The following is a 12,927-nucleotide window of genomic DNA, read 5'->3' on the forward strand; positions in this document are numbered from 1 at the left end:
ATTAGTTCCTTTCTGCCTGTGGTTCGGCTTCCAGGGACCGGTCCGCAAGGTCGGCATCCGCTCCTGGTTCGCGGGCATCGGCTTCGTCAGAATTCAGCCGAGGCATTCCCAGAAGGTTGAAAGCAGCCAGAATCATGCCAATCACGGCCAGATATACGCCGAGATCGAACAGCAGGGCCGTCGACAAGTGCAAACCAAAAATGTGGGTGTCCAGTGGCCTGAGGAAAGAGCCTTCGACAAAGCCCAATAGACCCGTAGCTACAGCCACTGTGATGCCGCCACCAATCAGTGCCATGTATGGCAAGCGGATCTTGGCTTCGGCGTTCGATGGCGCGGCCAGGTAGACCAACGCGAATCCAGCCGAAGCAATCAACGCAGCTACGAATCCGCCGCCTGCTTCGTTGTGCCCGCGGAAAAACAGCAAGATCGACAAAGCGACGATGATTGGCCCCACCAGCTTGCTGGTCGAACGCAAGAACACAGAGTTTGCGCGTGCATCAATCAGCGGAGAGTGCTTGTCCATGTGGGTATCGTGCACCGCAAGCAAGCGGTTATTGGACAGGAGCACGGCAATCGCGATACCAGCAACGCCAAGGACCGTTAGCTCACCCAAGGTATCGAAGGCACGGAACTCGACCAGAATGACGTTGACAATGTTGGAGCCGCCCGTCAGTTCTTCCGTTTCACGCAAGAAGTATTCGGAAACATCCGAAATCTCGCGGCGTCCGGTTAGAGCCAACACTGCCAGCATGGTGGAGATACCTACGGCAACTGAGAGAACAATAGACCAGAAATGCGAACGACGTGTATCTGGAGTGAAATGGTCCGGTAGACGGTGCAGAATCAGCACCAGAACACAAACTGTCAGGATCTCCACCGTCAACTGGGTATTCGCCACGTCAGCGGCACCAAGGACGTAGAACCACAGAGTCATGCCAAAGCCCGCGATCGATACGACCACAACCACTGTCAAGCGTGACTTAGCCATCACGGTGGCCATACAACCCATCGCGACGAGTAGAACAAAAATCCAGTCGATGGCCCAAGCCCGTTCCCCAACTACCTCAGGAAGATCGTTCAGGGTAAAGATGCCGATCACCGCCAAGGTGATGACGCCAAGCAGTGGTAACACGAGGTGACGCCGCATCGACGTCGTGCCAGTAGCGGCTGTGAAGTACTTGCCGCCCGTATTGATGATGCCTTGGCGCAAAAATTCCACCACATATAGACCAGTGAGCGGAGCACCAAAAACAGACATCGCCCGGAACAACTGATCACGATTCAGAACTAGCACGATGCCAACGAGCACGATGAGCACCGACATTCCGAGTGCCATGTTGAAACCGTGCCAAATGGCGAGGTGCACATGTTGGTCTGCACCGGTAACAGCGAGCGCGGCGTCATCAACCAGGTTATCGACCGCACCCGGGTATAGGCCCAATGCAAGCGTCAGCAAAGCCAACAACGCTGGGATGACCCAGAAAGTGAATGCAGCTTCTGGGACGGTCTTGTTTACGTCGGTTTCTGCAACACTGCCCCGTGCTCCGAAGACACCGATGATGTATTTGAAGGAATACACGAAGGTAAACATCGACGTCACGACCACACCGGCGGTGATTAGAACGTTCATGTTGTCACCGAACGGCGCATCCAACGCAGCCTCTATCAGACCTTCCTTGGATACGAAACCGAACAGCAATGGAATGCCTGCCATCGAGGTTGCGGCGATGACCACCAAGGTCTTGGTTACCGGCATTTTGGTACGGACATAATGCAGCTCAGAGTACAAACGCGTACCAGATTCATGTTCGACGATGCCTACAGACATGAACAACGCAGCCTTGAAACACGCGTGCGCAATGGTGTGCACAATGGCCGCCGTCAGTGCTGCATCCGTGCCGATGCCAACCGTGGCCACCAAAAGTCCAAGCTGCGACATGGTGGAATAAGCAAGCAGTTCCTTCAAGTCGTCGCGGGTCACGGCGGTCATGGCGCCAAAAGCAGCCGTGAACAAACCACACACAATAAGCAAAATATTCCAGATGGCTACTTCTCCAAACAGCGGAGAATAGCGCAGAATCAAGTAGATTCCTGCTTTAACCATTGCTGCCGCGTGAAGATAAGCAGAAACCGGCGCGATAGCTACCATAGAATCAGGCAACCAGGCTTGGAATGGGAACTGCGCAGACTTTGTAAACGCGGCCCCGGCGATCAACATCGCTACCACAGTCAAGGTTCCAGGGTTGTCAGCCCAATAGTCCGACGCAATGACTTCACTAAGCTGCAATGTGGCCGTCGACACAGACATGATGATGGTTGCCGTCAGCAGCAACAGACCACCAAGGACAGTGACCAAGAGGGTTCGGATAGCTGGCTGTTGCCCCTTTTCACCGGAGTTCCCGATGAGGAAGAACGAACACAGCGTCGTCATTTCCCATGCAACATAGAAAACAAACAGGTTGTCAGTGGTCACCAACAGAGCCATTGCCGCCGCGAAGCCGGTGATAAAGAAGTAGAACGCCGAATCCTTGTGGTGCAGGTAGCGGGTGGAATACATCAGCACCCCGGCGCCAATCACAAGGACCAGCAACAGAAATACGAATGATAGACCGTCCAGACGAACGTTGAAGTCCACGCCCAACGAAGGAATCCACGGTACTGATTCCGTGTGTATCCCATCGTAGACGGCAACCCCCATGATGGTTGCAACGATCAGCGGTAGAGCCAACACCCAACCCGCATTTCGGCCTAGTAGGCGCGAAAGCAGCGGGGCGCTGGCCACCGTCACCCCGAGTAGCGCTAATAAGGAAAAAATCATCGTCGTTTAGATTATCACGTAGAGCTAACGCTCATTGCCCAGGAGCGCATCGACAAATGATTCGATTTCAAACGGAGCCAGATCGTCCGCGCCTTCGCCCAAGCCCACGAGCTTGACCGGCACTCCCAGTTCTTCTTGTACTTGGAACACAATGCCGCCCTTTGCCGTGCCATCAAGCTTGGTCAAAACAACACCGGTGATGTCGACGACCTCACGGAAGATCCGCGCCTGGGCCAAACCATTCTGGCCGACGGTGGAGTCGATAACCAGGAGAACCTCGTCGACTTCCGCCTTCTTCTCGATGACACGCTTAACCTTGCCCAACTGGTCCATCAGGTTATTCGAGGTATGCAAACGGCCTGCGGTATCAACCAGCACCACATCAACGCCCTCGTTGACTCCCGTCGCCACGGCATCAAAAGCGACGGAAGCAGGATCTGCTCCTTCGGCACCGCGGACGGTGGTCGCCCCAACGCGACGACCCCATGTCTCCAGCTGGTCGGCTGCTGCAGCACGGAAGGTATCGGCAGCGCCGAAAACCACATCATGCCCCATTGCTACTAACACGCGACCAAGTTTGCCGGTGGTGGTTGTCTTACCGGTGCCGTTAACGCCAACAATCATGGCAACGGCCGGTTTACCGTCATGTGGCATCGCTTTGATGGAACGATCCATCTCTGGCTTGCCTACTTCAATAAGCGCCTCACGCAGCATCGCGCGGGCCTCGGCTTCGCACGATACACCGCGCTCAGAGATTTTCTCACGCAGCAAATCGGTGACTTTCATGGTGGCATTCGTTCCCAAATCCGCCATGATCAAGGTATCTTCAATTTCTTCCCATGCGTCCTCATCCAGATCGCCTGCTGTGAGAAGCCCCAACACTCCTTGCCCGATGGCATTTTGCGACTTGGATAACCGACCCCGCAATTTAGACAAACGTCCCGTAGCCGGAGCGATATCGTCTTGGGGCTTCGGCTCCGGTTGAGGTACTGCCTCCGGTTCTGGTTCTGGTTCCGGTTCTGATTCCGGTGCCGGTTCTGGCTCCGGCTCTACCTCCGGTTCTGCCTCTGTTTCTGGAGCTGCCGGTGAAGTTGCCTCTACTTCTGGAGCTGCCTGTGAAGTTGCCTCTACCCTTCCGTCAACAGAGTCTTCCGCAGCAGACTCTTCGGCTTCTGGCTGCGCTGAAGCTTCTTGCTCGGCTGACTCAGCAGCCTCCGCATTCCTAATGGATTCTTCATCTGTCGCATCAGCCGACTCAGAAGCGATTGGTTCCTGCTTAAATTCAGGCTCAGGCTTAGCAGCAGGTTGTTTTTCCCCTGCCCCACCCGGGGCAAAATTAAAGCCTCCGGTGGCTTGGTAATTACCGGATTTTTGCTCTTGGGTCAGCTGTTTCGGCTCTTCGGAATCCTCACCACCGAAACTAACCATCTTCGACTTTTTGCGCTTCGCGCCAACGATTAGCGCAATAATGATGATTAGTGCCAACGCAACAGCGGCAACAATCACCCAAAACGCGACGGCATTGTTCGTCGCAAAGTCCATGAGACTATCCCACCATGATTCTGAAGTATCCATGGTCTCCATTCTGGCAGCCTTCCTCGTTTTTTACATGCGCATCCCCAAAATTGGCATACGCTGTTGTTTCGTGGTTTTTAGTTGTCTTTTCGTTATCTACTCAGTAGGCCAGGCCGGTAAAGAATCGCCGTAATTTTCGATCCACTCTGCGATAGCCTCTTGCTCTTCGCCTTCGTCATATTTGTTCAGCAATAAGTCTTCGAGCGCACCATATTCCTCATCCGACAGTGAAATTTCAGAAATCCATTGCGCCAACTCTGGGTGCTCAGCGGAAAAATCAGGGCGAGCCAGCGTATGCAAGCCTTCTGGCTCTCCCAAAGCACCTTTCGGATCCGCCAAGTCCTTCACTGGGTACGTATTATTTGCCCAATACGGACGCCACAGTGTCACCACAACATCGCGTTTATCGGAAATCGCGTCGTCCAACTCCGCCAACATCGCCGGAGTCGACGAAGTTTTCAGCGTGTAGCCATCCAAACCATATTCCGGGATCACCTCGTTTTCAACGACGTTCACGGCTCCAGAACCCGCCTCAATTCCGATGATGTCGCCGTCGAAGCGCGCTTCTGCACCAACCAGATCCGCAATAGAATCCAGTTCACTGTATTCCGGTACAGCAAGAGTCAATCGTGCATTCGGGAAGAAAACCCCAATGTCTTCAATATTGTTTTTGAATCGCTCCCACTGATCCTTATTGGTACGCTCCGGCCAGCTGGACGGCACAATGTCAATATCACCATTAGACACGGCTGTATAAACAGCAGCAACGTCATTAACGTCGGTGTGCTCGAAGCTATAGCCGTGGTCAGAGGCGACGTATTCAATTAAGTTCGCCATGAGCAGCATGTCACTCCACGCTGTCATATATCCGAAAGTCAGTTCTTTGTCATCGCCGCCGTTGGGATCACTCGCGCACGCACCCAGGGCCAACGAGGCACTCACCAGCATGGACACAAAAGTCATTTTCTTTTTCACAGACGCTAGTCTACGTGCCTTAAACGTCGCTGACCGCAACCTGCAAACATGCCACTTTTACCGGCACATCGCGGGTGCTAGTTGCTGAACGTAGCCTTCAGCCGCAGCTACTTAGCGGATCCGTTATCCGCGCGCCAACCGCTGCGAAAGCACATGCGTCACACCATCTGAGCGCATCGTCACACCATAAAGTACATTCGCGATATCCATCGTCGGTTTCTGGTGCGTGATCACAATCAATTGTGAATCCCTGCGCAATTCCTCGAACAAGGCCAGCAACCTGCGCAGGTTCACATCATCCAAGGCGGCTTCTACCTCATCCATCACGTAAAACGGCGACGGACGCGCACGGAAAATCGCCACCAACATTGCCAATGCAGTCAGTGATTTTTCCCCACCCGACAGCAGAGACAAACGCTTCACCTTCTTCCCCGGCGGCCGGGCTTCCACCTCAATGCCGGTGCTCAGCAGGTCTTCTGGCTCGGTCAAAAGCAACCGCGCTTCGCCACCAGGAAACAACGTGGCAAACACGCGCGGGAACTCCGCCTCCACATCTTTCCAGGCTTGCGTAAACAGTTCTAAGATTTGCTGGTCGACCTCTGTGATCATGGTTTGCAGATCGCGCCGGGTCTGGATGACGTCGTCAAGCTGTTGCGATAAGTAGTTGTAACGCTCCTCCATCGCTTTGTATTCTTCCAGTGCCAATGGATTGACTTTTCCCAACGCCCCCAGGTCCTTTTCGGCGCGCTTGAGCCGCTTTGTTTCTGCCGCGCGGTCGAAATCTTCCCCCGGACTATATTCGCGCACCAGATCCTCGATCGCGATACCCAGCTGCTCACCGACTTTATTTTCGGCTTCTTCGACGCGTACGGCGGACTGTGAGGCCTCCATGTCAGCTTGATGAAATTCCTTCGTCACCGCATCCAACGATCTCCGCGCTGCCGAAACTTCCGCGCGTACTGTGTTTAAGCGCGTATTTGTTTCGTTCCGTCGAGCAGTAAGCTCATCACGACGGCGTCCGGCCCGCTCGGTCGCTGCTTCCGCCCGTTCTGCAATTTCTTGGGCATGGCCCAGCACTGCCTCGGCCAACTCAGCCTGTTGTTTGCGGCGAGCCATGGCTTGCTCATGCCTACGCTTAGCTACTCTCTCGTGTTCTGCTTGCCGACGCAGCGCGTCACCTTTTCCATGCGCTTGCCCGGCCCGATCTTGCGCGCTACGTGCGGCCACAGCGGCATCCATTTCCCGCGCCTTAGCTTGGGATAATGCTGCCTGCGCTGCCTGTCGTTGCTGCTCTAAAGCCGCAGCTTCTTCCTTGGCATCACCGGCTTCTCCGGTGTCGTTGTGCTTATCGACGCGCGCCAGCCGGTCGCTAACTTCCCTGTGCTGCGATTCCAGCTCCTCGCTGCGTGCGCGCGCCTGCTGTGCTCTCTCAGCAGCAGTTTCATGCTCTCTGGCGTAGCGCTCCACCTGTTGGTGCACGCGCTGTTCTTCGCGTTCTGCTGCTTGAATGTCTTTATCGTGTTCCCGCAGTGCGGATCCGTGATGGGCGGATTCTAAACGGGCTTCTTCCGCCGACTGCTTCGCACCTGCGATCGTGCCAGCCAACTGTTCCAATTCCGCTTGTGCAACGCGCAGTCCCTGTTGCGCCTGCGCAATCTCCGAGCTGCGCTCCACCGCAGAACCTGCGTGTGAGCCAACCTCGACCCAGCCTTCACCAATCAGCAGTCCGTCTCGGGTAACCGCGCGCAGGCGTGGATCCTCACGAATCAGTTCTCGTGCGGTGGCGTAGTCTTTCGCGACGACGACGTCGGCAAGCATCCGGCCAACTGCCACTGCCACGGAATCATTCACAGTCACGTGGTCAAGTAGCCACTCGGCGCTGACCGCAGTATCCACATGCCAGGCAGTCGCGCTTCGACTCGTATCCACCAATACCGCGCGTGTGGAATCAATCGCCTCAGCAAGCAACTCGGACGAAACGGGACCAGCCAATGCTTTCGCATAGTCGCCTAACGCGGCAGAAAGCGCCGCCTCCCATCCGGCATCTGCTCGCACAAGATCAACCAGATCACGCCAAGAATCATCCAGATGTTCTCGGATGTCTTGCTTCGGTGCTTGTGCCTGCAAAGTGTCGATACGCGATTGCAAGGTATAAACCACGCGTTCTCGTTCTCGTTGAGTCTCGCGTAGGTCATCGAGGCGCTGCTCGGCAGCCGTCGATTCGGAACTGGCTTGTTGTGCACGCGCGGCCAAGGTTTCGCGCTGTCCACGCAGTTCCTTAGTTTTATGCGCCCATTCACGGGCTTCTTTCCGAACCTCTTGCAGGCGCGTGCGAGCTTCCTGCCCTGTTTCTTCTGCGCGCTCCAGGTTTTCACGGGCGCTGTTCAGCTGCTGCGAGACGGATTCTTCTTCCGCCACTAGGCGCACCACGCCTTCGCGTCGGTCGGATTCTGCGCGCAATCGTGCCAGGTGCTCCCGCTCAGCTTCTTGTACCGTTTCATTGAGCTCAGCAACTTCTTCTCGAATCTCTTCTAGCTCTTCTGCAGCCGCTTCAGCGGCTTCTACGAGTTCTTCATGCTCTTCATCTGCGCGTAACGCCCGGGCTTCCAATTCGTCGGGGTCTTGGCCAGAATAGGCAGCGATGTTCCCGGAATTGCGTGCTCTGTCGGCAGCAATGCGCACAGTCGCAGCGATGCGTTCGCTCAACGCGGACAGACGGAACCATAGGTTTTGAGCTTCTTGTTCTGCTGGGGTGACCTGGGAAAGCTCGGCTTCAGCTTCCGTCTGCCGAAACTCCGCTTCTTCCAGGTGTTCCTGGTTGGTCTCTAGCCGCCCACGCAGCTCTTCCGCTTTTAGCCCCGCTTGTTCTTTATGCCCACGCAAGCGCACAATTTTTTCACCCGCCAGAACCAGCCGGGCTTCGCGCACCTCTGCTTGCACAGTTGCAGCCCTACGCGCGGTTTCGGCCTGCCTCGCCAGTGGTTTGAGCTGTTTTGATAACTCGTCAGTAAGATCTTGCAGACGATCCAAGTTCGCCTGCATGCCGTTGAGTTTACGCTGAGCTTTTTCTCGTCGACGACGGTGTTTAAGCACGCCTGCAGCTTCTTCGATATAAGCACGGCGTTCTTCCGGCTTCGACTCCAGGATCTCAGACAGTTTTCCCTGCCCAACGATAACGTGCATCTCTCGCCCAATGCCGGAATCTGACAATAGTTCCTGAATATCGGCCAGTCGGGCCTTAGCACCGTTGATTTCATATTCACTGGCACCGTCACGGAACATGCGCCGTGTCAGGCTGACCTCGGTGTACTCGATCGGCAGCTGGCCATCGGCATTGTCAATCGTCAGAGTCACTTCGGCGCGTCCGAGCGGTTTGCGCCCTCCTGCTCCGGCGAAGATGACATCTTGCATTTTGCCGCCGCGCAGCGTTTTCGCGCTGCCTTCCCCCATGACCCAGGCCAGCGCATCCACGACGTTGGATTTTCCAGAGCCATTTGGCCCGACAACTGCACAGATGCCGGGTTCAAATTTCATTGTCGTCGCCGAAGCGAATGACTTAAACCCTTTGAGGGTTAATGCTTTTAGGTGCATAGACTATGTGGACTATGTCTGGAACCAGCCCAGGCTGGTTTATTTCAGCGCGTCTTCTTCGCTGCGGCGGGTTACTGGATCGGACCCATCCCAGGCTTCAACGTTTTTCAGGCCCGGCAGCATATCGCGGTGGAAAACCGGATCCTGGCCGCGGCGCTTTTGCTGGTTGTAGTTCTTCAGCAGTTTGAGCGCAACTCCACCCAGCGGGACAATCGCAATCAGGTTAAGGACCACCATTGTCGCAGCGAAGGTATCTGCCAGCGCGAAGACCACAGGGATGCTGGTGACGGAACCGATAACGATGAAGGCCAGCACGCCTACTCGGAAACCATTGAGGACCTTCGGAGATTCCGTGAGGTATTGCAGGTTAGTCTGTGCCAGATAGTAGTTACCCAGTACGGAAGAGAAAGCCAGGCAGAAGATGATAAAGGTGACGATGTGGATGCCCCAGTTACCAACCTCGTTTGCCAAGGCTGTTTGGGTCAGTGCAGCGCCTTCAATGTTATCGAGGCCGTACTTGTGGTCGCCGCCGAGCAAAATGATGAAAGCGGTAATAGAGCAAACCAGGAGGGTGTCGAAGTAAACGCCCAAGGTCTGCACTAAGCCCTGCTTAACCGGGTGAGACACGGTAGCAGTGGCAGCAGCGTTCGGAGCGGAACCTTGGCCGGCCTCGTTAGAGAACAAACCGCGGCGCATACCGTGGGAAAACGCCGCACCGACAGTGGCACCGACAACCTCGGTAACACCGAAAGCATGACCGATGATGTGGCCGATCATTCCTGGAACTTCGTTGATGTTGATGATGATGACTACCAAGCCAATGATCACATACAGGCCAGCCATGAATGGGACAATGACCTGGGTGAAGTTCGCAATGCGCTGCACACCACCGAAGATGACAACCGAAGAAATAGCCGCCAAGGCAATGCCGATGATGAGGTTAAACACCCAACCTTCCAGGCCTAAAGAGGTGGACATGGTATCGACAATGGCGTTCGATTGGAAAGCGTTATAAACGAAGCCGAAGGTGAAGGCCAAAGCCACCGAGAACACCGCTGCCAGCGGTTTGAAGCCCAGGCCACGGGTCATGTAGTAGGCCGGACCACCACGGTAGTTTCCGCTAGCTTCTTTGGTTTTCCACAGCTGTGCCAAGGTCGCCTCAATGAATGCGGTCGCGCCACCAACCAGCGCGATAATCCACATCCAAAACACTGCACCAGGGCCACCGATAGTGATGGCTACCGCGACACCAGCGATATTGCCGGTGCCCACGCGGGAGGCTGCAGAGATAGTGAAAGCCTTGAATGCGGAGATACCGCCATATTCGGGGTCCAGGTTCTTGCCTTTACCTTTCGGCCCTTCACCCAACGAACGGAACATGTCGCCGAGCTTGGTGACCTGTACACCACTTGTCCGCACGGCAAAGTACACACCAGATGCAATCAGCAGCCACGGGATGATTGCCCAAATGCCGTCATTAAACTTAACGATGACGGCTTCAACGCTTTCCAGGAAGTTCATAGCTTGTCACTTTATAGTGTCATTGGCACACTGCACAAAAGTGACTCGAGCGTTTGTTAATCACAATTCGGGTGATCTCATTTCCGCAGCGTAGACATGGTTTTCCGGTTTGCCCGTAAGCATTTAATGAGCGTTCAAAATACCCGCTCCCACCATTAACGTTGACGTAAAGTGCATCGAAGCTGGTACCTCCGGCATCTAAGGCGCGGGACATCACATCGTGAGCCGCTTCCAGCAAGGCCACCGCCTGGCGTTGCAAGAGTTTGTTCGCGGGCGTCGCCGGATGGATTTGTGCCGCCCACAGTGCTTCGTCGGCATAAATATTGCCAATACCAGAGACAATTTCTTGGTTTAACAGCACGGATTTCACCGCAGAACGACGCTTTCGCACTGCGCAGGCGGCAGCTAGCAAATCAAAATCTGGACTAAACGGGTCCGGGGCGATATGCGCTGCTGGTTCTGGCAGATCCGGCTTCTCTTCCGAAAATTCGCAGACCAACCACCTACCAAAAGTGCGTTGATCGACGAAGGCGAGCTCACGCTTGTCGACGCCGGCCGCACGATGATCGGCAATACCAGCAGCACCGCTGTCTTTTGCATCAGCAGCATCACCGCTGGCGCTCGGGACTTCCAGCTCTGCCCGAATGCGCAGGTGTTTGGAAGTCACCTGCCCGGGCTTGCCGACGAGCATCTGCCCGCTCATCCCCAGATGCACGTACAGGGCCTGGCCGTCGGTAAGTTCAGCCCACAGGAATTTGCCACGCCGACACCACTGCTTGATCACCGCCCCGTGTAGCAAACCGGGCAACGGAAACTCCTGCCCGCGGTTTGCCCTTGGGTGTAAAACCTCGACATTGCGGAACCGCGCTCCGGTGGTGTGCTGGGCAAGACCGGAGCGGACTACTTCAACTTCGGGTAATTCCGGCACGGTGGCTATACCTTAATCGCACCTGGGTTCGATTGCACCAATTCGCATGCCTGACGTGCGGCTTGCTGTTCAGCGGATTTTTTGTTCGGGCCTTGCCCATAGCCAACCTCGGTTTTGCCTACTGTCGCCGTGACATAGAACGTCAAGTCGTGATCAGGGCCGGTACGTTCGTCCGAATAGACGGCCATCGGTAGTTTTGCGACCGCAAGTGCTTCTTGCAGGGTGGTCTTCCAATCCAGCGTGCGATTGCGTGCAGAAGCACCATCGATTTTGGTAGCAAAAAGCCGCAGGATTACCTCTCTAGCAATTTCGAAACCGTACTGCCGGTAGATTGCCCCCAGCAAGGCCTCAGTCGTATCGGCGAGGATGGAATCTTTATCTCCACCATCAGTGAGTTTTTCGCCTTTCCCCAACAGAATGTGCGGACCAAGGTTGATCTCTCGGGCTACGTCGGCCAGGCCGTAGCGAGAAACGATGGATGCACGCATCTTCGAAATATCTGATTCAGGGCGGTCCGGGTGGAGCTCGTACAGTTTCGCGGCAATGGACAAACCAAGAACCGCATCGCCGAGAAACTCCAAGCGTTCATTGTTCGGCAGCGCGCCGTTTTCATTAGCAAAAGAACGGTGCGTTAATGCCAGGCAAAGATACTCATCAGATAAATCCACCCCCAAACTGTCGAGCAGCGGGGTGTGATCAGTCGATTCAAAAGCCTGCTTTAAGGCTTGTTCGCCAGTCAGCCGGGTTTTCTTATTCGACCTAGTCACGGAACTTCTCCAGCCCTGCCCAACGCGGATCTACACGTTCTTCAGTTTCTTCGCCCGATACCCCGTCAGGTGCTGGAGTGGGCGCATCGTCTGGGCAGCCGTCTTCACAGACCGGGTTAAACGGCAACGCGACTACTAGCTCATCAGTGACGGTTTGCAGCAAGTCAATCGTGTCCTCGTGGCTGACTTGTGGAATCTCATCGCCGGAGCCAGCGTCTTCGTCGTCTTCCGCATCGCCACTAATAAACTCATCGTCGGCAGCAAAAACTTGACTAATCCGGAACTCGGTCGGACGCTCGAGTGGGCTTAAACAGCGAGAACACTCTCCCCGCAGCACTGCGCTGACGTCGGCATCTGCCATGACGCCGGAACCGAGCGAGTGCAGCACGGCATCGACGGTGACTTCCGCTCCCTCTTCAATCGCGAGCATTTCTGCGCCGATGCGTCGTGGCGCTGGTCCGGTATGCGTGATCTGCTCTGGGCCTTGCTGCTGTGTCAGCAGCGCTTTGACGTCGAAAACAAATGGTGATGTCATAACTCGTCCTAGCATACCGGGCTAGCCCGAACTAGTAGTCGTAACCTTCATCGCGTTCATCCCAGCGGCGGGCGCCGCGCCCGTTCGCACTGACTGCCCCACCTGCGCCAGCCCCACGACGCAGGGCGGCGCGATCGCGGGTCACCGTGCGCAAGACGCCATTGAGGTTTTCTTCGAATTCACCGAGACGGGCATCGATATAGTCATCGCACTCGGT

General features: G+C 55.5%; 8 protein-coding genes and 1 pseudogene. All 9 read right to left on the reverse strand.

From position 1 onward, the window contains the following. Nucleotide 1: 1 nt before the first annotated feature. A complete protein-coding gene (locus A5774_RS10665; protein WP_064834722.1) occupies nucleotides 2-2,818 on the reverse strand; it encodes a DUF4040 family protein in 2,817 nt (938 codons plus the stop codon). A 24-nt stretch (nucleotides 2,819-2,842) separates the two neighbouring features. Continuing rightward, the gene (gene ftsY / locus A5774_RS10670; RefSeq protein ID WP_082936211.1) at nucleotides 2,843-4,402 is read right to left on the reverse strand and encodes a signal recognition particle-docking protein FtsY; all 1,560 of its coding nucleotides are present in this window, start codon (nucleotides 4,400-4,402) and stop codon (nucleotides 2,843-2,845) included. Nucleotides 4,403-4,489: 87 nt separating this feature from the next. Next, the gene (locus A5774_RS10675; protein ID WP_231892422.1) at nucleotides 4,490-5,368 is read right to left on the reverse strand and encodes a glycine betaine ABC transporter substrate-binding protein; all 879 of its coding nucleotides are present in this window, start codon (nucleotides 5,366-5,368) and stop codon (nucleotides 4,490-4,492) included. 123 nt (nucleotides 5,369-5,491) lie between these two features. Further along, complete coding sequence (gene smc / locus A5774_RS10680) at nucleotides 5,492-8,959, reverse strand: chromosome segregation protein SMC (protein ID WP_064834724.1); 3,468 nt, start codon at nucleotides 8,957-8,959, stop codon at nucleotides 5,492-5,494. Between the two features lie 39 nt (nucleotides 8,960-8,998). Further along, nucleotides 8,999-10,480 (reverse strand): sodium:alanine symporter family protein, encoded by a 1,482-nt coding sequence (locus tag A5774_RS10685; protein WP_021353229.1) that lies wholly within the window; start codon nucleotides 10,478-10,480, stop codon nucleotides 8,999-9,001. 19 nt (nucleotides 10,481-10,499) lie between these two features. Further along, entirely contained in the window at nucleotides 10,500-11,408 is a 909-nt protein-coding gene (gene mutM, locus A5774_RS10690; RefSeq protein ID WP_064834725.1) for a bifunctional DNA-formamidopyrimidine glycosylase/DNA-(apurinic or apyrimidinic site) lyase, read from the reverse strand. A 5-nt stretch (nucleotides 11,409-11,413) separates the two neighbouring features. Beyond that, a complete protein-coding gene (gene rnc / locus A5774_RS10695) occupies nucleotides 11,414-12,175 on the reverse strand; it encodes a ribonuclease III (RefSeq protein ID WP_021353231.1) in 762 nt (253 codons plus the stop codon). Further along, on the reverse strand, nucleotides 12,168-12,710 hold the full coding sequence (locus A5774_RS10700) for a DUF177 domain-containing protein (protein ID WP_021353232.1): 543 nt from the start codon (nucleotides 12,708-12,710) through the stop codon (nucleotides 12,168-12,170). The genes rnc and A5774_RS10700 overlap by 8 nt, the downstream gene beginning before the upstream one ends. Before the next feature lie 31 nt (nucleotides 12,711-12,741). Then, nucleotides 12,742-12,927: pseudogene (locus A5774_RS11585) on the reverse strand (DivIVA domain-containing protein); the annotation flags it as partial.

The sequence above is a fragment of the Corynebacterium sp. EPI-003-04-2554_SCH2473622 genome (genome assembly GCF_001665955.1).
Lineage (GTDB): Bacteria > Actinomycetota > Actinomycetes > Mycobacteriales > Mycobacteriaceae > Corynebacterium > Corynebacterium pseudodiphtheriticum.